16 protein-coding genes are annotated in these 19,839 nt (G+C 72.6%); 7 read left to right on the forward strand and 9 right to left on the reverse strand.

Annotation, left to right across the window (positions count from 1 at the left end):
- Positions 1–41: 41 nt before the first annotated feature.
- From ACWDAG_RS11605 to ACWDAG_RS11615, 3 genes are all read right to left on the reverse strand, one after another.
- Positions 42–1,265, reverse strand: a complete 1,224-nt coding sequence (locus ACWDAG_RS11605; RefSeq protein ID WP_450695394.1) for an MFS transporter — start codon at positions 1,263–1,265, stop codon at positions 42–44.
- 146 nt (positions 1,266–1,411) lie between these two features.
- The gene (locus ACWDAG_RS11610; protein WP_450695395.1) at positions 1,412–2,239 is read right to left on the reverse strand and encodes an MIP/aquaporin family protein; all 828 of its coding nucleotides are present in this window, start codon (positions 2,237–2,239) and stop codon (positions 1,412–1,414) included.
- A gap of 218 nt (positions 2,240–2,457) precedes the next feature.
- The gene (locus ACWDAG_RS11615) at positions 2,458–3,042 is read right to left on the reverse strand and encodes an Rv1733c family protein (RefSeq protein WP_450695396.1); all 585 of its coding nucleotides are present in this window, start codon (positions 3,040–3,042) and stop codon (positions 2,458–2,460) included.
- Positions 3,043–3,322: 280 nt separating this feature from the next.
- Here ACWDAG_RS11615 and ACWDAG_RS11620 point away from each other — a divergent pair, with 280 nt between their 5' ends.
- The 4 genes from ACWDAG_RS11620 (at position 3,323) to ACWDAG_RS11635 (ending at position 7,200) form a co-directional block, all read left to right on the forward strand.
- Positions 3,323–4,408 (forward strand): WD40/YVTN/BNR-like repeat-containing protein, encoded by a 1,086-nt coding sequence (locus tag ACWDAG_RS11620; protein WP_450695397.1) that lies wholly within the window; start codon positions 3,323–3,325, stop codon positions 4,406–4,408.
- Positions 4,409–4,481: 73 nt separating this feature from the next.
- The gene (locus ACWDAG_RS11625) at positions 4,482–5,159 is read left to right on the forward strand and encodes a uracil-DNA glycosylase (RefSeq protein WP_450695398.1); all 678 of its coding nucleotides are present in this window, start codon (positions 4,482–4,484) and stop codon (positions 5,157–5,159) included.
- Positions 5,156–6,157, forward strand: a complete 1,002-nt coding sequence (locus tag ACWDAG_RS11630; RefSeq protein ID WP_450695399.1) for an N-acetylglucosamine kinase — start codon at positions 5,156–5,158, stop codon at positions 6,155–6,157. Before ACWDAG_RS11625 ends, ACWDAG_RS11630 begins: the two co-directional genes overlap by 4 nt.
- 119 nt (positions 6,158–6,276) lie before the next feature.
- Positions 6,277–7,200 (forward strand): sirohydrochlorin chelatase, encoded by a 924-nt coding sequence (locus ACWDAG_RS11635; protein ID WP_450695400.1) that lies wholly within the window; start codon positions 6,277–6,279, stop codon positions 7,198–7,200.
- Positions 7,201–7,424: 224 nt separating this feature from the next.
- On the opposite strand, the gene ACWDAG_RS11640 is transcribed toward ACWDAG_RS11635, so the two are convergent.
- From ACWDAG_RS11640 to ACWDAG_RS11650, 3 genes are all read right to left on the reverse strand, one after another.
- Complete coding sequence (locus ACWDAG_RS11640; protein ID WP_450695401.1) at positions 7,425–8,459, reverse strand: lactonase family protein; 1,035 nt, start codon at positions 8,457–8,459, stop codon at positions 7,425–7,427.
- A gap of 59 nt (positions 8,460–8,518) precedes the next feature.
- Positions 8,519–9,682: a nitric oxide synthase oxygenase gene (locus tag ACWDAG_RS11645; RefSeq protein ID WP_450695572.1), complete on the reverse strand. Its 1,164-nt coding sequence runs from the start codon at positions 9,680–9,682 to the stop codon at positions 8,519–8,521.
- A 374-nt stretch (positions 9,683–10,056) separates the two neighbouring features.
- Positions 10,057–11,550, reverse strand: coding sequence for an FUSC family protein (locus ACWDAG_RS11650; RefSeq protein ID WP_450695573.1), 1,494 nt, complete (start codon positions 11,548–11,550; stop codon positions 10,057–10,059).
- 195 nt (positions 11,551–11,745) lie between these two features.
- Here ACWDAG_RS11650 and ACWDAG_RS11655 point away from each other — a divergent pair, with 195 nt between their 5' ends.
- On the forward strand, positions 11,746–12,222 hold the full coding sequence (locus ACWDAG_RS11655; RefSeq protein ID WP_030931193.1) for an Lrp/AsnC family transcriptional regulator: 477 nt from the start codon (positions 11,746–11,748) through the stop codon (positions 12,220–12,222).
- Positions 12,223–12,253: 31 nt separating this feature from the next.
- Positions 12,254–12,949, forward strand: coding sequence for an HAD family hydrolase (locus ACWDAG_RS11660; RefSeq protein ID WP_450695402.1), 696 nt, complete (start codon positions 12,254–12,256; stop codon positions 12,947–12,949).
- Here ACWDAG_RS11660 and ACWDAG_RS11665 read toward each other — a convergent pair.
- Together ACWDAG_RS11665 and ACWDAG_RS11670 are read right to left on the reverse strand one after the other, a co-directional pair.
- Positions 12,897–14,522 (reverse strand): AMP-binding protein, encoded by a 1,626-nt coding sequence (locus ACWDAG_RS11665; RefSeq protein WP_450695403.1) that lies wholly within the window; start codon positions 14,520–14,522, stop codon positions 12,897–12,899. The genes ACWDAG_RS11660 and ACWDAG_RS11665 overlap by 53 nt on opposite strands.
- A complete protein-coding gene (locus ACWDAG_RS11670; RefSeq protein WP_450695404.1) occupies positions 14,519–15,136 on the reverse strand; it encodes a TetR/AcrR family transcriptional regulator in 618 nt (205 codons plus the stop codon). Before ACWDAG_RS11670 ends, ACWDAG_RS11665 begins: the two co-directional genes overlap by 4 nt.
- 78 nt (positions 15,137–15,214) lie before the next feature.
- Here ACWDAG_RS11670 and ACWDAG_RS11675 point away from each other — a divergent pair, with 78 nt between their 5' ends.
- Positions 15,215–18,313, forward strand: coding sequence for a carboxyl transferase domain-containing protein (locus ACWDAG_RS11675; protein WP_450695405.1), 3,099 nt, complete (start codon positions 15,215–15,217; stop codon positions 18,311–18,313).
- Between the two features lie 61 nt (positions 18,314–18,374).
- Here the strand turns inward: ACWDAG_RS11675 and ACWDAG_RS11680 are convergent, their stop codons facing one another.
- The gene (locus ACWDAG_RS11680; protein WP_450695406.1) at positions 18,375–19,763 is read right to left on the reverse strand and encodes an FAD-binding oxidoreductase; all 1,389 of its coding nucleotides are present in this window, start codon (positions 19,761–19,763) and stop codon (positions 18,375–18,377) included.
- Positions 19,764–19,839 lie beyond the last annotated feature (76 nt).

Raw genomic sequence — 19,839 nt, forward strand, 5'->3', positions numbered from 1 at the left:
GACGGTCCGCTGGGCACCTGCCCGCGGGCCGTCCGCGCTTTTCAGGACGGACGCCCCGGGCGGGTGACGGCGAGCAGGCCGAGCGCCAGGGCCTGGATGGCCACGGTGACGATGATCAGCGCCGGGATCGAGCGGGCGTACAGGGCTCCCGCGAGAATGCCGCCGACCAGCGTTGCCGCGCCCATCACGGCAGCGAACAGGCCGTACGCGGTGGCCCGGCGCCCTGGCGGGACGAGGTCGGCGACGGTGGCCCGCAGGGTCGACTCCTGTACGCCCATGGCGGCGCCCCACAACAGCGCACCGGCCACGGTCAGGCCGACGGTGTCGGTGAAGGCGAGCAGGGGCACGCCCGCGGCGAGGACGGGCAGCACGGCCAGGGTGCGGGCGCCGTACCGGTCGTAGGCCCAGCCGGTGGCCAGCGCGGCGAGCGCGTCGATGCCCATGGCTGCGGCGTACAGCACCGGCACCGCCGCGGTCGGCAGCAGATGCCGCGCGACCAGGTGGTAGGAGAGCACGCCGAAGGTCGCGAACCCGGCCAGCGTCGCGGCCGTGAACGCGGCGTACACCCAGAAGGTGCGCGGCAGCCGCGGCCGTACGTCCCGCCCCACGGGGGTCGTGGTTTCCGGTTCGGGCTCGTAGACGGACGGATCCGGCACCCTCCGGCGCAGCCACACCAGCAGGGCCAGTACGGCGACTCCGGGGGCAGCCAGGACGCCCAGCGCGGGCGCGTAGTCGTCGCCGGTCGCGGCCAGCACCCCGGCCACCACCAGCGGGCCGATCAATGCTCCGACCTGGTCCATCGCCTCGTGGACGGCGAAGCCGCGGCCGCGCCCGGTGGCGGCCGTGGCGTGTGACAGGAGCGTGTCCTTGGCGGGTGAGCGCACCGCCTTGCCCACACGTTCGGCGATCACCAGCGCGCACGCCACCCACAGCACCCCGGCCAGACCGAGCACCGGCACCGAGACCACCGTGAGCGTGTATCCGGCGATTGTCCACGCCCAGAAGCGGCGGGTGCGGTCGGTCAGCGGCCCGGAGGCCAGCCGCAGCACCAGCGCGGCGGCCTCCCCGACACCGGTGACCACGCCGACGACCAGGGCGGACGCACCCAGCGAGGCGAGCAGCGGCCCGGTGACGGAGCGGGCGCCCTCGTAGACGAAGTCGGCCAGCAGGCTGACCGTGCCGAACGTGACGACGAACCGCCACGGCCGCATCCCCAATCCGGCCGCCGCGGCCGTCGGCGTGGTCCTGCTGCCCCTCCCGGCCATGCCGTGGCGCTCCTCGCCCGGCGTGCGGGACTTCGTCGCCCTGCGCGAACGGGCGCACACCGTCGCCTACGACGGTAACGGCGCCGCTGGGGACGGGAGCGGCCGGGCGGGCGGCAGGCCCGCCCGGCTCGGTGGGACCGTCCGCGCTAATCCGTCTGTTCGCCCTCCGGTGTCGGGATGCGGCCCGGCTCCTGTTCCTCCTCACCGGTCAGGAACGGCGAGATGAAGAGCTTGTAGATTGCGGCGCCGAGCGGGCCGCCGACCAGGGGCCCGACGATCGGCACCCAGAAGTAGATGTTGCCGTACTGGTCCCGCCAGGCGGTCCCGTACCCCGTGAAGTAGCTGGCGAGCCGTGGTCCGAAGTCGCGGGCGGGGTTGATGGCGTAGCCGGCGTCGGTGCCCCAGGCCATGCCGATCGCCACGACCAGCAGACCGATGATGAACGGGGCCAGGTTGGCGCCGGGCGGGGTGTTGAGCAGGTCGGTGATGGCGAAGATGACCAGGACCAGGATGGCGGTACCGATCACCTGGTCGCGCAGGGCGCCGAGTTCGCTCACCGGCAGGGCGCCGTTGCCCGGCAGGGTGGAGAAGACACCCTGTGTCTTGATGGTGTGGCCGGGGTCGGTCTTCGCGAGGACCTCGGTGTAGTTCCAACGCACCAGCAGCGCGGCGACGAAAGCGCCCGCTGTCTGCGCCACGATGTACGGCCCGACCTTCTTCCACTCGAAGCCCTTGAAGATGGCCAGGGCCACGGTGACCGCGGGGTTGATGTGGGCGCCGCTGAGCCGGGCGGCGACGTACACGCCCATCGTCACGCCGAGGCCCCAGGCCCAGGCGATGCTGTCGTGGTCGCCGATCCCGGCGGCCACGACCTGGGCGACCACACCGCAGCCGAAGAGAATCAGGATCATGGTGCCCAGGAACTCCGCCGACAGTTCGCCGACCAGTTCCCTTCTGGAAGTCTGCTCCGCCATGAGGCACCGCCTTCCGCCAGAAATGGTTGTGTCCGCGAGGGTAGTTCTCCCGCGCGGGGCGTCCAGGGGCCCAGCATCAACTGGAGCAACCGCCACCACTTCCGCCCTGAGCCGACACCTGGATGCGCCGCCGCAGGGGCGTCACTTATGACGATGGCACAGGCTCCGTGAGCCCGCATGGCGGCGGCCTCCCGCGGCACCGTGGCAAGCGGGGATCCTCAGCTCGTCTTGCGCCCCCACAGAGGCCCGAAGCGGGCCCACTCCGTGTCCCACTGGGACATACGGCGCCGTTCCAGGCGGCCGCACAGCACGCGGCCACCGACGAAGGGCACCGCCGCGGCGCTCATGCCCACCAGGGCGCCGATCAGCGACGATCGCAACTGGGCCTGGGCGGCGGTGGCGGGCCTGGAGACCAGATGGCCCTGCGGGTCGGTCCAGATGGTGACCGCCGTGCCGGCGCTGCTGCCGGGGCCGACCCGGACCTGCCCGGTGTGCGTGGTGCCGTCCGGGGCGGTCCAGCGCACGTTTCCCCACACCTGGTCGCCGCTGGACTTGGAGGGGTGGTCGGAGGGCGTCCCGGGCGCCTTCTCCGTCAGCCGCGCCGCGACCTGCCGCCACTCGGCACGCTCGCGAGCCAGACCGTCCTCGACGGACCTGGTGGCCGTCAGACCGGCGAACACGCCGGCCAGGAGGGTGACCAGCCAGGCACCGAGCACGACCCACGCCTCCACCGCGTCGGCGCGACGCCTGAGCGGATTGCGCCGCCAGCGCCACAGCCACACCTTCGGACCACGGAACGCCATCGAAGGCATCCTCCTCATGAGCGCACGATCATCCGGAACCTCCCTCCCATACGGGCGAAGGCCGCCGGATGCTCAGCTCGACTCCACCGACTCGACGGTCGCACGCGTCACGCCGCCCGCGCAGGCGTCTTCGCAAACAGGGCCGGTTATCGCCCCTCAAGCCGACACCACTGCTCTGACCTGCGGCGATGATGATTCCAGAGGTGACTGTCAGTGGCGGGGTGCAGACTTGCCGGTGTCTGGGACAGAGCCGTCACAGACACTGCGGAGGTGATTCGGCATGACCGAGGTACTGCTCGCCGTGGGCACGCGCAAAGGCCTGTTCATCGGGCGTCGGCGCGGAGGCGCATGGGAGTTCGACGAGACTCCTTACTTCAACGCGCAGGCCGTGTACTCGGTCGCGGTCGACACCCGCGGCGACCGTCCGCGTCTGCTGGCCGGCGGCGACAGCGCCCACTGGGGCCCCTCCGTGTTCCACTCCGACGACCTGGGCCGCACCTGGACCGAACCGGCCCGGCCGGCCGTCAGGTTCCCCAAGGACACGGGGGCTTCGCTGGAGCGGGTGTGGCAGCTGCACCCGGCGGCCGCGGAACAGGACGTGGTGTACGCGGGCACGGAGCCGGCCGCGCTGTACCGCTCCGAGGACCGCGGGGAGACCTTCGAGCTGGTGCGGCCCCTCTGGGAGCATCCCACCCGCTCGAAGTGGGTGCCGGGCGGCGGTGGTGAGGGCCTGCACACCGTGCTCACCGACCAGCGCGACCGGCAGGCGGTGACGGTCGCCGTCTCGACGGCCGGGGTGTTCAGGACCACTGACGGCGGGGCGAGTTGGGCGCCGTCCAACTCCGGTGTCTCCGCGGTGTTCCTGCCGGATCCCAACCCGGAGTTCGGGCAGTGCGTGCACAAGGTCGCGCGGGACGCGGCCAACCCGGACCGGCTGTATCTGCAGAACCACTGGGGCGTGTACCGCAGCGACGACGCGGGCGGGCACTGGAGCGACATCGGCGAAGGGCTGCCGTCCACCTTCGGCTTCGCCGCGGCCACCCATCCGCACCGCGGCGACACGGCATATGTGTTTCCGATCAACGCGGACGCGGACCGGGTGCCCGCCGGCCACCGCTGCCGGGTCTTCCGCACGGCCGACGCGGGCAAGAGCTGGGAGCCGCTGTCGGCGGGTCTGCCGCAGGAGGACCACTACGGCACGGTGCTGCGCGACGCGCTGTGCACCGACGGCGCGGACCCCGCGGGGGTGTACTTCGGCAACCGCAACGGCGAGGTGTACGCATCGGCCGACGACGGCGACAGCTGGCGGCAGTTGGCCTCGCATCTGCCGGATGTGCTGTGCGTGCGGGCCGCGGTGATCGGATGAGCGCTGCGGGGGGATCGCACGGCCTTGGCCACCGGTTGATCTCCGCTGCCCGTACGGCAGTAGGGTGACGCCCGTGGCACCACGACCGTTGCATGAAATCGTCGAAGCGGGCTGGGCGAAGGCCCTGGAACCGGTGGCCGGACGGATCGCCGAGATGGGGGACTTCCTCCGCGCGGAGATCACCGCGGGGCGCACCTATCTTCCGGCCGGACCGAATGTTCTGCGGGCCTTCCAGCAACCCTTCGACGACGTACGCGTCCTGATCGTCGGACAGGATCCCTATCCCACGCCAGGACACGCTGTGGGGCTGTCGTTCTCGGTGGCGCCCGAGGTACGTCCGCTGCCGGGGAGTCTCATCAACATCTACCGGGAGCTGAACACCGACCTGGGCCTGCCCCAGCCGTCCAACGGTGATCTGACGCCGTGGACGCAGCAGGGCGTGCTGCTGCTCAACAGGGCGCTCACCACCGCCCCGCGCAAACCGGGCGCGCACCGCGGCAAGGGCTGGGAGGAGGTCACCGAGCAGGCCATTCGTGCCCTGGCCGGGCGCGGCAAGCCCCTGGTGTCCATCCTCTGGGGCCGGGACGCCCGCAATCTGCGCCCGCTGCTCGGCAGTCTCCCGTCGGTGGAGTCGGCCCACCCGTCCCCGATGTCGGCGGACCGCGGCTTCTTCGGCTCCCGTCCCTTCAGCCGGGCCAACGACCTGCTGATCAGACAGGGCGGGCAGCCGGTGGACTGGCGCCTGCCATGAGCGGTGCGGGGGACGAGGCGCGGACGGGCGCGACCGGAATCCTCGCGGTCGACTCGGGAGGCTCGGGGCTGCGGGTCGTCGTCAAGCGCACGCACGGCGGTCCGCCGGCCCAGCGGGAGTCCCGGGAGCCGGTGCGCACCGGAGCCCAGGGGATCGATCCGGGGCATCTCATGGCTCAACTCGTGCCGATGGTGCGGGAGTTGACCGCGGAGACGGACGTTTCAGCGCTGAGCACGGCCGTCGTGGGTGCCGCCGGGCTCGCCTCCCTGGGCGATGCCCTGCGTGCCGAACTCCCCGGTGCGCTCGGGCGGGAGTTCGGTATTCGCTCCGTCGCCCTCGCCGCCGACGCCGTCACCGCCTATGTCGGCGCCCTAGGGACGCGCCCCGGTGCCGTGGTCGCAGCCGGGACGGGCCTGATCGCCATCGGTACCGACCTGACGTGCTGGCGCCGCGCGGACGGCTGGGGGCATCTGCTGGGCGACTGCGGCAGTGGCGCCTGGATCGGTCGGGCCGGGCTGGAGGCGGCCCTGCGCGCGTACGACAAAAGACCCGGCGGTTCGAACGGACTGCTGGCCCGCGCCGAGGAGATGTTCGGTCCGGTGCCGGAACTGCCGGGCAGGCTCTACCCGCGCCAGGACCGGCCCGCCGTACTCGCCTCCTTCGCGCCCCAGGTGGCCGCCTGCGCCGATGGCGACCCGGTCGCCGCGGGCATCCTGCGCGCGGCGGCCCGGCACATGGCGGAGTCGGCAGCCGCTGTCTGTCCGCCCGCGGGAGATCCTCAAGTTGCCGTCACGGGCGGCCTGTTCAAGATGGGCGACCCTCTGCTCGCCCCCCTGAGAGAAGAACTGGCGCAGCGGCTGCCGCATGCGCCACTGGTGCCGGCCGCCGGTGATCCGCTGGCGGGCTCGGTGCGTATCGCCGACGATCTCGCGGCGGGGAGGCTCACCCTCCCGAGTGATCTGGCGATGTTGTCCGTGATGACCAGCGGCCGGGGCTGATTCCCGTACGCCGCAAGCTTCTGATCCGTATGTAACTCTTCAGACAAAATGGGACAGAAACCGCTCACCTGCACCCTCCCCGAACAGGGGAGCCCAGGAAGCCAGTAACATGCGTCGCCATGAGCTCCCCCACTGGGCCCGCGTCCGGCCTGCCAGTACGAATGCCGCGACCTCGCCAGCCCGGGCGGCACCGCCGACCCGAGCCGCTGGCGGCTCCTGAGGGCGCGCCTGCGCTCGTCCTCGCGGTGCCGGGCACTCCCGGCGCCCCCACGCGCAGCCTCGCCGAGGAGGTCGTGAGCATCGCCCGCTCCGAGCTGCCCGGCCTCGATGCGCGCATCGGGTACCTGGACGGGGACGAGGCGGAGTTCCCCGCACTGCAGGCCGTGCTCGCGCACGCCGCCGAGGAGCGTGCCGCTCGCTTCGAGCACGCCCGCGCCGCCGGCCTGGACGTCAAGGAGCCGGACGGCCCCGTCGCCGTCGTCGTGCCGCTGCTGGCCGGCCCCGACGGCGCACTGCTGCGCCGTATCCGCCAGGCCGTGATGGACAGCCGCGTCGCGGCCGACCTGACCGATGTGCTGGGTCCGCACCCGCTGCTCGCCGAGGCGCTGCACGTGCGCCTGTCGGAGGCCGGACTGGCCCGCGCCGACCGCGCCCGTCTGTTCACCGTGGCGACCGCGGCGGACGGCATCATCCTGGCCTCGGTGGGCGGTGACGAGGCCGTTCAGGCAGCTGGGATCACCGGCATGCTGCTCGCCGCACGTCTCGCCGTGCCCGTGATGGCGGCGGCTCTGGACCAGGACGGCTCGATCGCGGCGGTCGCCGAACAGCTGCGCGGCTCGGGCTCGCAGCAGCTGGCGCTGGCGCCGTACCTGATAGGGCCGGAGATCGACCCGGGCCTGATCGAGGAGGCGGCCAAGGAGGCGGGCTGCTCCGCCGCCGAGGCGCTCGGCCCGTACCCGGCGATCGGCAAGCTCGCGCTGGCCAAGTACACGACGGCCCTGGGTATCGCGCCGCCGCAGCCGCAGGGGACGCCGGTGCGCTGAGGCACGGCGCCGTGCGACGGCGCTGACATCGAAGGGGCCCGCTCCATGCATCGGAGCGGGCCCTTCGGCGTGCGCCGGGCTGCGGAGCGCTGCGCGGGCTGAACCGATCTGCGGCACCGCCGCGGGGCGTTCTGCCGTCTGTCGTCTGCGGCAGCGTCGTGGCGGGTCGCGCAGTTCCCCGCGCCCCTTCGGGGCACGGCCGCCCCGGCCGCTCGCGCGTCCGTTCAGCCGAAGACCACGCAGGACGCGGCCGGAACCGCGAGGGCGCCCTCGTAGCGCGGCAGACCCGTGGACGGGTCGAGGGCGAACCAGGTCACCTCGCCGGAGCGTTCGTTGGCGACGTAGAGGAATCCTCCCGACTCGGCGATCGCGCGGGGCCAGTGGCCGCCGCAGGGGACCGTGCCGATCAGCTGCAGCGCGTCGCCGTCGACGGCGAAGGTGGACAGGACGTCCTCGCCGCGGGTGGCGGTCCACACGAAGCGGCCGTCGGGGGAGGCGGCGATGCCGGACGGGTAGGCGTCGCCGGTCGGGGCGTCGCGCAGGACATGCCGCTCGGTGAGCGGCACCAGGGAGCCCTCACCTGCGTCCCAGCGGCAGACGGTGAGGGTCGGGGTGAGTTCGTTGAGGACGTACGCGCGCGTGCCGTCCGGGTGGAAGGCCAGGTGGCGCGGTCCGGAGCCGGGCCGCAGGGCGATCTCCCGGTGCACTTCGAGGCGGCCGCCGGTCAGCGTGCACACCCGGACCGAGTCCGTGCCGAGGTCGACGCTGACGGCCCACCGCCCGGTCGGGTCGGGCTGCACCTGGTGGGCGTGCGGCCCCTGCTGGCGCAAGGTGTGCGGGCCCGACCCCTTGTGCTGGAGGACATCGGACGCGGCGCCGGCGAGGCTGCCGTCGGAGCGGACGGGCACGGCGGTGACGCTGCCGGAGCCGTAGTTGGCGGTCAGGACGTGGCCGGCGAACACGCTGAGGTGCGTGGGGCTGTTCCCGCCGACCGGGACCGGCGCGCCTGCCTTCTCCGGCCGGTCCCCCGTCACCCGGTACGCGGCCACCGCGCCCTCGGCGGTCTCACTGACCGCGTAGAGGGTCCGCCCGTCGGGCGCGGGTGCCAGGTAGGAGGGGTCGGGTACGCCGTCCACGCTGCTCAGCGCGGTCAGTGCACCGCTGTCCGGGGCCACGGCCGCGGTCACGATCCCGGGGCCTCCCGCCGCCGTGAACGACCCGATGAAGGCCCGCCGTCGCCGCCCGCCGCCGTCTGTCACCGCTGTCCCCTCTCGGTCCTGTGCCGTCGGGGCGACGTTAGCAGTCGATCACCAGCGGTCTAGACCATACGCGGGGTATGTGGCCGGGCCGCAACCGAAGCGCCTGTTTCACCGCGGGCCCGGGCGAGGGCCTCGGGGTGGTGGACGTAGGCGGGGCGGTGCTCGACGGTGTCGTAGGTGCGGTGGAAGACGGGCGTGGTGCTGCCGGAGATCGGCGGCACGATCCACGACCAGTCGGCGCCCACCCGGCGGCCCTTGCGCTCCTCGCGGCCGAGGTGGTCGAGGAAGCGCCGGGACTCGGTGTGATGGTCGGTGACGGTGACGCCCGCGCGGTCGAAGGAGTGCAGCACGGAGCGGTTCAGCTCGACGAGGGCGCGGTCCTTCCAGAGCGTGCGGTCGGAGCGGGTGTCGAGACCGAGGCGGCCGGCGATGTGGGGCAGGAGGTCGTAGCGGTCGGCGTCGGCGAGGTTGCGGGCACCGATCTCGGTGCCCATGTACCAGCCGTTGAAGGGGGCCGCCGGATAGCAGATCCCGCCGATCTCCAGGCACATGTTGGCGAGCGCGGGAACCGCGTGCCAGCGCAGGCCGAGCGTGGGCCACCAGTCGTACTCGGGGTGCGTGAGGTCGACTTCGAGTACGGCGTCCTCCGGTACGTCGAACCAGTGGGGCCGTTCGTCGCCGGCGCCCTGGACGATCAGCGGCAGGACGTCGAAGGGGGTACCGGGGCCGCCGGGCCAGCCGAGGCGGAGGGCGAGGGTCGTGATGCCGGCGTTGCGCGGGTCGCCGGTGACCGTGCCGTCGGGGCGGGTGTGGCCGGCGTAGCGGACGAGCTGTTCGTTCCAGATGCGAGGTCCGGGGCGGCCGGGTTCGTCGGGTGCGAAGACCGAGATGAGGGCACGGATCCGGCCGTCGCGGGTGGCCTCCCGCAGATGCCCCGCGGACGCCTCGGCCACGGCGTCCGCACTGCGCACATCACGCAGGTCGCGCACCCGCAGGGAGCGCCAGTACAGCCGCCCGATGCACCGGTTGGCATTGCGCCAGGCCACCCGGGCGCCGAAGACGAGCTCCGGCGTGGTGTGGCGGTAGGTGCCGGTTGCCGCGATCTCGGCGTGAGCGGCGGCGATACGGCGGGCGGGGTCGCCGAGCCGTTCCTCGGTGTGGTGCAACGTGAGGAACTCGGCGGCTGCGCGCAGGAGTTCGAACGGGGGCGGATCGCATCGCACAGGGGCGGGCGGGCCGCCGGTGAGCAACCGCCCGCGCAGTCCCGTCACTTGGGAGAGGGACCCTGGACAGCAAGCGGTCTCGATCCGCTCCAGCCAGCCGCCCGGCTCGTCCGGCCGGGGCAGCGGGCGGTTCCCGGAATCAGGTTTCCGGCGTCCGTCCCGGTGCGGGAAGTTCCGCATGGCACACCCCCAGGCGGCACGCCCGTGGACCGCTCCCGCGCGGCCCTCGGGGGTCGGGCGTCCGATAGCGGCGGGGTTACCCGCACGGTGGCCTGATCCACCCTGTAGATGGCCGATACTGCTTTATTCACTGCTTTGTTCCGGGGGCTGCTCCCGGGCCCCGGCCGAAAAGCGGGCCCTCGGTCCGGGCGGCGTCACGCACCGACGAGCGGCGACCCCGACGGCGTCCGCAGCGGTGCGGCCAGTTCCGCGAGGGCCCGTTCCAGGCCGTGGAGGTGGGCCAGCGCGGGTTCCGCCGCGGGGGCCTGGGCGGCGAGGTCGATGCGGGCTTGTTCGCCGCCGGTGAGCGCCTCCACCGCCGCCTCCACGCGCCAGCAGGCGGCCGCCAGTCGGGCGTCGTGGGAGGCCTCCGGGTCGGCCGCGACGGCGACCAGACCCCGGGTCTCGCGGGCGCAGTCGTCGAGCAGGGCCAGGACCCGGCGGGCGCGCCGTTTGCGGCCGAGCATCGGGTTGAGCGGGTGGACGAGAGGTGCGACGGACAGCCGTACGCGGCCCAGGAGCTGCTCCAGTTCCGCGACGCGTTGCGCCGGGTCGGCATCCACGGCGCCCGCGAGCCGCGCGGCGGCCTGTGCCGTGCAGGCGTGCACGCAGCGCAGGGCGCGCTGGATCCAGGCGTCGGTGATGGTGTGCGTGGTGACGGGCAGGACGAAGAGCACGGCGAGTACGGCGCCGAGCGCGCCGACGCCGGTCTCCGCGAGGCGCAGGGCCAGCAGGCCCGGGTTCAGCACGCCCAGGAGGCCGTAGAGGAGTTCGGCGAGGAGCGTGACCCAGAGCATCATCCAGGTGTAGGACACCGCTGCCGTGTAGAAGATGCCGAAGACGCAGACGGCGAGGAGCGCGGCCGTGGGCACGGCGGCTCCGTGCACGGGGACGGCGATCAGCGGGCCGAGGCCGATGCCGATCACCGTGCCGAGGACCCGGCGGAAGCCGCGGACCAGGGTCTCGCCGCGCGAGGCGGTGTTGACGAAGATCCACCAGGTGGCGCCGACGGCCCAGTACCAGCGCTGCCCGGACACCAGCTGGCCCACGACGAGTGCCAAGCCCGCGCCCGCGGTGGCCTGGACCGCCTGGCGGGTGGTGACGCGTGCCAGGCCGGTGCCGGCGGGCGGGGCGGGCACGGGTGCCGGGGGGAGCTTGGTCTCGTAGCACCACAGGCCGAAGCGGACCGCGGAGGCGCTGAGCACGGACACGAGGACAGCGGCGTACAGCTCGGGCAGCCGGTCCGTGGTGGCGTGCAGGAACTGCGCCACGAAGAAGGTCATGAACGCGAAGACGCCGAGGCTGTGTCCGCGCGGGCCGAAGCGGCGCGCGTACACGCCCGCGCCGATGACGGCGAGGAAAGTGAGGTCGCGGGCCACGGGATGGTCGTGCAGCCCGGCCGCGGCGGCGAGCACCGGCAGTCCGACGGCGGGCAGCAGCGCGGTGCTGACGGCCTGCCCGCGGACGGTGGCATCCGTGACGGTGAACAGGGCGAGCAGCGCGGCCAGTCCGCCGGTGACGGCGCCGACGAGGGAGAGCCCGGCCAGACCGCAGACGACGACCGCGAGCCCGATGCCGAGGACCGCCCGCGCGGCGAAGCGCAGCCGCATCCGCCCCGGATCCGGCGCCACGAACACCCTCTTCAGCACTGCTTCCCGCCCCTCGACATCACCGGCACGAAAAAGGCGCCGCGGGGTCCGCAGCGCCATCGACTCGAGCATTGCACCATCAAGCCTTCGGTTGGCTCAAGTGGCTTCGAATATGCTGGACCATTGGCACAGACATATCGGTCTGTCGGCGACCATGAGCGAGCCAACGGACCATGTACGAGGAGGCCGAGCATCATGGCCGTCGACGAGCTCGACACCCGTATCCTGCGGCTGCTGATGGAGCAGCCGCGCACGAGCGTGCGCGAGTACGCCCGGATCCTGGGCGTCGCCCGCGGCACCCTGCAGGCCCGCCTCGACCGGCTGGAGCGGGACGGTGTGATCACCGGCACGGGCCCGACGCTCTCCCCCGCCGCGCTCGGTCACCCGGTGCTGGCGTTCGTGCACATCGAGGTCACCCAGGGGCATCTGGACGACGTGGGTGAGGCGCTGGCCTCCGTGCCGGAGATCGTCGAGGCCTTCTCCATCACGGGCGGCGGCGATCTGCTGACCCGGGTCGTGGCGCGCGACAACGCCCACCTGGAGGACGTGATCCAGAAGCTGATCAGCCTGCCCGGCGTCGTCCGCACCCGCACCGAGGTTGCCCTGCGCGAGCGCGTCCCGCAGCGGCTGCTGCCGCTGGTCGAGTCGATCGGCCGTGCGGCCCGCAAATGACCTTGCCCTGGTGCGCTGCCATGCTGGAGCCATGAGCAGGTTCGGTGCCACTTCGGTCATCTTCGATCTCGATGGAACGCTCGTGGACAGCGAGCCGAACTACTACGAAGCGGGTCGGCAGACCCTCGCCGAGCACGGCGTCCCGGACTTCACGTGGGCGGAGCACGAGCGGTACGTCGGGGTCAGCACCCTGGAGACGGCCGCCCTGTGGAAGCAGGAGTACGGCCTCGCGGCCCCCGTCGACGAGCTCCTCGCCGACACCGACCGCCGCTATCTGGAGCTGGCCCGCACCGCCACGCGCGCGTACCCGGAGATGCGGAAGTTCGTGGAGCTGCTCGCGACCGAGGATGTCCCGATGGCCGTGGCCTCGGGGTCGTCGCCGGAGGCGATCGAGGCGATCCTGGCCGGTACCGGCCTGGACGCGTACCTGCGCACCGTCGTCTCGGCCGACGAGGTGCCTCGCGGCAAGCCGGCCCCGGACGTCTTCCTGGAGGCTGCCCGGCGCCTCGGGGCGACCCCGGCCGACTGTGTGGTCCTGGAGGACGCCGCCCCCGGCGCCGTCGCAGCGCACGCCGCCGGCATGCGCTGCATCGCGATCCCGTACGTGGCCGCACAGGCCGACACCCCGGAGTTCGCCACCGCGGACCTGCTGCTGCGCGGCGGTCAGGGAGAGTTCACGGCGCGCGCCGCGTACGACTGGCTCGCGCGCTCAGCTCCGTCTTCCTGATCTTTCCCGTCGGCGTGAGGGGCAGCTCGGGCACGATCTCGACCAGCGGCACCTTGTACGTCGCCATCGCCCCCTTCGCCCAGACGCGCAGCTCGTCGGCGGTCAGCGCGGAGCCGGGTGCGGTCCGTACGAAGGCGTACGGCAGCTGTCCGCTGTGTTCGTCCTCGACGGCGACCACGGCCGCCGCGAGCACCTCGGGGTGGCGGCCGAGCAGGTTCTCGACCTCGGTCGGGAAGACGCTCATCCCCTTCACCTTGATCATGTCCTTGTTCCGGCCGAGGTAGCGCAGACAGCCGTCCTCGTCGAGGCTGCCGATGTCCCCGGTGTGCAGCCAGCCGTCGCGCAGCGCACGCGCGGTGGCCTCGGGTGCGCGCCAGTAGCGGGTGAGGACGGAGGGGCCGCGGACGACGATCTCGCCGGGTTCCCCCAGCGGCAGCGGCTCGCGGGTCGTGAAGTCGACGACCATGAACTCGGTGCCGGGCACCGGCAGTCCGCAGAACACGGGGTCGCCGAGCAGGTCGTGGTCGCCGTCCTGGAAGCCGAGGGTGTTGGTGTCGCTGGTGTGGGTCTCGGTCATGCCGTACGAGGCCTCACGCAGGGTGCCGCCGGTGGCCTGCCGCCAGCGTGCGCGCACTTCGGGGGTGAGTTTGCGGATGAAGGAGATGGCGAGCGGGGCGGTGAGGCTGCTCAGGTCGCGATGCGTGAAGTCGGGGTGGTCGAGGAGTTCGAGGTAGTTCTCCACGGTTCCGGCCATGGTGGTGACACGGTGCGTCTCGACGGCCTCCAGCACGGCGGCGGGGTCCCAGCGGGTCAGCAGCACTCCGGTGCCGCCGGAGACCAGTGGGGCGAGGAGACCGAGGTTCTCGCCCGCGATCCAGAAGACGGGCAGGTGGCACAGGGAGACGATGCCGTCCTCCGCGCCGGGCATGCCGTTCTGGATGGCGGTGGCCGTGTAGACCATGTGGCGCTGGGTGTGCTCGACGCCTTTGGGCAGTCCGGTGGTGCCGCCGGTGTAGTTGAGGGCGGCGAGCGCGTCGAGGTCGTCGGCGGGGGCGGCCAGGGGCGGGTGCTCCATGATGGCGGGCCACTCGTCCTCCAGCAGGACCGCGCGTGCGCCGGTGCCGTCGAGCGCCTCGGCCAGCACGTCCCGCAACGGCTCGAAGGACAGCACCAGTTCGGCGCCGGAGTCGTCGATCTCGTGCCGTATCTCCGCCGCCTTGAACATCGGGTTGACCGGCACATGGACCGCACCGAGCCGCAGGATCGCCAGGAACGCGACGGCGAAGAACACGCTGTTGGGCAGGTGGACCGCCACCCGGTCCCCGGGCCGTACTCTTCGGCTGTCGAGCCAGCCCGCCAACCGGTCGACCGCGTCGTCGAGTTCGCGGTAGGTGAGGGTCTGGCCGTGGGCGACGAACGCGGGCCGGTCGGGTGTCTCCCGCGCCCAGTGCCGTACATAGCCCGGCACGGTCCGTTCCCCGGCGCGATGCGTCACCGTGTCCGGCTGTCTGCCCCGGCGGGACTTCGCCCAGCGGGCGCGCAGGTCGGCGAGGTACTGCTCGGCAGGCTTCATGCGACTCCCAGCAGGTGCAGATAGAGGGCGGTGACGTCGCGGACCGCGGCGTCGTACAGGTCCGGCCGTTCTGCGGTCACTCGGGCGAACTCGACGCACATCCCGCCCACCGCGCGGGCCACTGCGAGGGGTTCGGCGGCCGGGGCGGCCCGGCCCTGGTCGACGAGGCGGCGGATGTAGCGGGCGTGGCGGTGGACGGGCCGTTCGCGGACCTCCTCCCACAGCTGCCGTAGGTCCGGGTCGGTGCGGGCCTGCTGCTCCAACTGGCCCAGCAGCGGCAGATGTCGGACATACGCGGCCATGAAGGCCCCGACGGACGCCTCGGCGACGACGTCGATGTCGTCCGTGTCGATCCCGGGTACGTCCTGCGCGGCCAGGAAGGCGTCCCGCACCCGGACCGCGAGCACGCGGAAGATCTCCTCCTTGGAGGCGAAGTAGACGTAGAAGCCCGCGCGGGAGATCTCCGCCTCGGCGGTGATGTCGGCGACGGTGGCCGGGCCGTGGCCGAGCCGGGCGAACACGGCCTCGGCAGCGTCGAGGAGCCGTCCGCGAGCCGGGGCCTCCGTGCGGTCGCGGGCGGTGCGGACCGCCCAGGCCTTGTGTGTGCGTGCCACACGGCGAGCGTATTGACGTTGACGTCAATGTCAATGAGCATGACGGGGCCGGTCGATGACGTCCTGGAGGGCTCACACATGAGTGCCGTACTCGTCGCCAACCGCGGAGAGATCGCCGTACGCGTCCTGCGGACCGCCGCGGAATCCGGACTGCGCACGGTCGCGGTGTACGCCGAGGGCGACGACCTGCATGTCCGACTGGCCGACGAGGCCGTGCCGTTGAGCGGCTACCTGGACGGGGACGGGCTCATCAAGGCTGCGACCGGGGCCGGCTGCCGTTTCCTGCATCCCGGTTACGGCTTCCTGAGCGAGGACGCGGACTTCGCGCGGCGGTGCCTGGATGCCGGGATCACGTTCGTCGGACCCTCGCCCGATGTGCTGGAGGTCTTCGGGGACAAGGTGCGGGCCCGTGAACTGGCTGTCGCCACCGGGGTTCCGGTTCTCCCCGGGGCTCATGGTGGTCTGCCGGAGGCGCGGGCGTTCCTCGCGGACGGGCCCGTGATGATCAAGGCCGTCGGCGGGGGCGGCGGGCGCGGGATGCGGGTCGTGCGGCGGGCCGAGGAGCTGGAGGAGGCCTGGGAGCGGTGCCGTTCGGAAGCGGAACAGGGCTTCGCGCGGGGCGAGTTGTACGTGGAACGGCTGCTGGAGGGCGCCCGGCACATCGAGGTGCAGGTCGTCGGGGACGCCACGGGTGCCGTCACACACCTCTGGGACCGGGACTGCAGCGCCCAGCGGCGCCACCAGAAGCTGATCGAGATCGCGCCCGCACCCGAACTGCCGGACGCGGTACGGGAGAAGATCCTCAACAGTGCGCTGCGGTTGGCGACGGCCGCGCGCTGTTCGAGCCTGGTCACCTTCGAATTCCTGGTCCTGGGCGACCGGTTCCACTTCATCGAGGCCAACCCGCGCCTCCAGGTGGAGCACACGGTCACCGAGGAGGTGACGGGCCTGGACCTGGTCGCCGTACAACTGCGCCTCGCCGCCGGGGCCACGCTGGAGGAACTGGGGCTGTCGGGACCACCCGCACCGCCCCTCGGGTTCGCGGTGCAGGCGCGGGTCAGCGCCGAATCGGCCGGTCGGATCACCCGCTTCGACGTGCCCACCGGTCCCGGGGTGCGAGTCGACACGGCGATCCGGACGGGGGTTGAAGTCGGTCACCGCTACGACCCGTTGCTCGCGAAGGTCGTCGCGCATGTGCCGTCCGGCGGGGTCGAGGCCGCGTGCGGGCGGGCGCGGCGGGCGCTGGGCGAGTTCGCCGTGGAAGGGGTGCGGACAGGGGTTCCGCTGCTGCGAGAGGTGCTGGCGCGGCCGCGGTTCTGGGCGAACACGGGTGTGGTGGCGGAGCTTGCGCAGGCCCATGTGACCGCCGAGGAAGGGGCCTTGGACGGTACGGTCGTCGCGCCGCTCAGCGGCACCGTCGTCTCCGTCGACGTCTCCCCCGGTGAACCGGTGCGGGCCGGGCAGCAGTTGCTGGTGCTGGAGGCGATGAAGATGGAGCACGTGGTGCGGGCTCCCGGTTCCGCAGTGGTACGGCTGGTGCACGCACGCGTGGGCGAAACGGTCGGCGAGGGCTCCCCGTTGGCCACTCTGGACGACCTCGACGGTGCGCAGGGCGAGGGGCCCGCTGCGGAGCCGGTCGATCCGGATGCCGTGCGCGCGGACCTCGCCGAGGTCGTGCGGCGGCACTCCTTCGGTCTCGACGAGAACCGGCCGGAGGCGGTCGCGGGGCGGCGCGCCCTCGGCAGGCGCACCGCCCGCGAGAACATCGAGGACCTGTGCGACCCGGGCAGTTTCACCGAGTTCGGCGCCCTCGCGATCGCGGCCCAGCGCAGCCGCCGCCCGCTGGAGGACCTGATCAGGTCGACGCCGGCCGACGGCATGGTCACCGGCACCGGGCAGATCAACGGCCGGCCGTGCGTGACGATGTCGTACGACTACACGGTTCTCGCCGGCACCCAGGGGCTGCAGAACCACCGCAAGACGGATCGGATGCTGGAGATCGCCGAGGAGCGGCGACTGCCTGTGGTGCTGTTCGCGGAGGGCGGCGGCGGCCGGCCGGGGGACACCGACACCACGTCGGTGGCGGGCCTTGACGTGACCACCTTCCAGCGGATGGGGCGGCTCAGCGGGCTGGTCCCCCTGGTCGGCATCGTCTCCGGGCGGTGTTTCGCCGGCAACGCGGCGCTGCTGGGCTGCTGTGACGTCGTGATCGCCACGCCCGACGCGACGATCGGGATGGGCGGGCCCGCGATGATCGAGGGCGGCGGGCTCGGCGTGTTCCGGCCGGAGGAGGTGGGGCCGCTGTCGGTGCAGGTGCCGAACGGGGTGGTGGACGTGGCGGTCGCCGACGAGGCGGAGGCCGTGCGGGTGGCTCGCCGGTACCTGTCGTACTTCCAAGGGGGGCAAGGGAGTTGGGAGGCGTCGGACCAACGGCTGCTGCGGCAGGTGGTGCCGGAGAGCCGGCGGCGGGCCTACGACGTGCGGGCGGCGGTCACCGGGCTCGCGGACCGGGACTCGGTGCTGGAGCTGCGGCCGGAGTTCGGCGTGGGTGTGCTGACCTGTCTGGTGCGGATCGAGGGGCGGCCGCTGGGGCTGCTGGCCAGCAACCCTGCGCATCTGGGCGGGGCGATCGACCGGGACGCGGCCGACAAGGCGGCGCGGTTCCTGCAGTTGTGCGACGCGTTCGGGCTGCCGGTGGTCTCGCTGTGCGACACCCCGGGTTTCATGGTCGGCCCGGACGCCGAACGGACCGCCACCGTACGGCACTTCGCGCGGCTGTTCGTGGCGGGCGCCAATCTGCGGGTGCCGCTGGTGAGTCTGGTGCTGCGCAAGGCGTACGGGCTGGGGGCGATGGCCATGATGGGCGGCTCCACGCGGGCCCCGCTGGCCACGGCGGCCTGGCCGAGCGGTGAGTTCGGCGGGATGGGTCTTGAGGGTGCGGTGCGGCTCGGCTACCGCAGGGAGCTGGCGGCGATCACGGACCCGGCCGAGCGTGCGCGTGTCTTCGAGGAGCGGGTCGCCGAGTTGTACGAACGCGGGAAGGCGGTCAACGCGGCGGCCGCGCTGGAGATCGACGCGGTGATCGACCCGGCCGGGTCGCGGGCCTGGATTCTTGCGGCGCTTGAGCGGTGCCCCGTACCGGAGGCAGGACACCGCCCGTTCGTCGACACCTGGTGAACCGAGGCCCGGCGGTGCCCCGTCCCCCGCCCGGGGCACCGCCCGTTCATCGACGCCTCGTTCAGCTGGGCCGGATGTTCTGGTTGAGGCGGAACACGTTGTCCGGGTCGCGGTCGGCCTTGATCCTCGCCAGGCGGTCGTAGTTGCCGCGGTAGCTGGCCCGGACGCGGTCCTGCCCCTCGTCCATCATCATGTTCACGTAGGCGCCGCCCGCCGAGTACGGGTGCAGGGCCTCGAAGTAGTCGACGGTCCAGCGCCTGACGAGCTCCGCGCTCGCCGGGTCGGGGTCGACTCCGGCGTAGACGGTGGACCACTGGGCGCCCCGGTAGGCCCAGGGGGTGTCGTCGGGGCCCACGTCGTGGGCTGCGCCGTCGATCGGGTACAGGTGCATGGTCGACTGGACGGTCGGCACCTCCGCGCCGAACTTGGCGTGGAGTTCGACGGCCTCGTCGGGGATCTCGTTGACGAAGTCGGCGCGCCAGTACCACTGGTGGCCGGGCGGGTAGAGCCCGTCGAACATCGACTGCAGATCGGGGTGGGGCATCGGTCCGACGGCGTGCAGCATCGGTGTCGGCAGCGCGTCGAGCAGCGGGGCCATCTCGCGTGCGGCGGCCTCGGGGTCGTCGCCGGCGTAGCACCAGACGACGCCGGCCGTCTTGCGCAGTTGGATGTCCTCGGGGAACGGCGGGGCGGGTGGGACGGTGCCGTACAGGAAGAAGGCGTTCAGGTCGCGCGGTGCGTTCGGGAGGAAGTCCCGGTAGGCGCTGAGGACTTCGGGGCTGATCTCGACGGGCCAGAAGGTCGGGCCGCCGATGACGGTGCCGACCTCGTGCAGCCGGAACAGGAAGGAGGTGACGACGCCGAAGTTGCCTCCGCCTCCGCGGACGGCCCAGAACAGGTCGGTGTTCTCGTCGGCGCTCGCGCGCACCTGCCGGCCGTCGGCCAGGACGATGTCGGCGGCGAGGACGTTGTCGATGGTCAGTCCGCACCTGCGGGTCAGGTGGCCGAGTCCGCCGCCGAGGGTGAGGCCTCCGACGCCGGTGGTGGACACGATGCCACTGGGGGTGGCGAGGCCGTGCGGGTTGGTGGCGCGGTCCACCTCGCCCCAGACGCAGCCGCCGCCGACCCGCACAGAGCGGGCCACGGGGTCGACGTGGATGTCCTTCAGGGGTGAGAGGTCGGCCACCACGCCGCCGTCGACGGTGCCGAGACCGGCGCCGTGGTGACCGCCGCCGCGGACGGCGAGGGGCAGGTCGTGTGCGCGGGCGAAACCGATGACGCGGGCCACGGCGTCCGCGTCGGCGCAGCGTGCGACGAGTGCCGGGCGCCGGTCGATCATCGCGTTGTAGACGGTGCGGGCCTGTTCGTAGCCGGAGTCCTCGGGTCCGATCAACTCTCCGGTGAAGTCGGCGAGTTCCCTGCGTGCCGCCTGGGCGGGTGTGCTGGACATACGGATATCCCCCGTTTTTTCGGAGTCGGGTCGATCCGCACGTTCTACTCGGGTTGCGCGGGCCGGGGCATCCGTG

This window comes from Streptomyces sp. NPDC001157 (assembly GCF_053598255.1).

What these genes read in the sequence shown, in the direction of transcription:
- ACWDAG_RS11605 (WP_450695394.1), bottom strand. Translation starts at nt 1,265, where the DNA reads ATGGCCGGGAGGGGCAGCAGGACCACGCCGACGGCCGCGGCGGCCGGA.
- ACWDAG_RS11610 (WP_450695395.1), bottom strand. Translation starts at nt 2,239, where the DNA reads ATGGCGGAGCAGACTTCCAGAAGGGAACTGGTCGGCGAACTGTCGGCG.
- ACWDAG_RS11615 (WP_450695396.1), bottom strand. Translation starts at nt 3,042, where the DNA reads ATGGCGTTCCGTGGTCCGAAGGTGTGGCTGTGGCGCTGGCGGCGCAAT.
- ACWDAG_RS11620 (WP_450695397.1), top strand. Translation starts at nt 3,323, where the DNA reads ATGACCGAGGTACTGCTCGCCGTGGGCACGCGCAAAGGCCTGTTCATC.
- ACWDAG_RS11630 (WP_450695399.1), top strand. Translation starts at nt 5,156, where the DNA reads ATGAGCGGTGCGGGGGACGAGGCGCGGACGGGCGCGACCGGAATCCTC.
- ACWDAG_RS11635 (WP_450695400.1), top strand. Translation starts at nt 6,277, where the DNA reads ATGAGCTCCCCCACTGGGCCCGCGTCCGGCCTGCCAGTACGAATGCCG.
- ACWDAG_RS11655 (WP_030931193.1), top strand. Translation starts at nt 11,746, where the DNA reads ATGGCCGTCGACGAGCTCGACACCCGTATCCTGCGGCTGCTGATGGAG.
- ACWDAG_RS11660 (WP_450695402.1), top strand. Translation starts at nt 12,254, where the DNA reads ATGAGCAGGTTCGGTGCCACTTCGGTCATCTTCGATCTCGATGGAACG.
- ACWDAG_RS11665 (WP_450695403.1), bottom strand. Translation starts at nt 14,522, where the DNA reads ATGAAGCCTGCCGAGCAGTACCTCGCCGACCTGCGCGCCCGCTGGGCG.
- ACWDAG_RS11675 (WP_450695405.1), top strand. Translation starts at nt 15,215, where the DNA reads ATGAGTGCCGTACTCGTCGCCAACCGCGGAGAGATCGCCGTACGCGTC.
- ACWDAG_RS11680 (WP_450695406.1), bottom strand. Translation starts at nt 19,763, where the DNA reads ATGTCCAGCACACCCGCCCAGGCGGCACGCAGGGAACTCGCCGACTTC.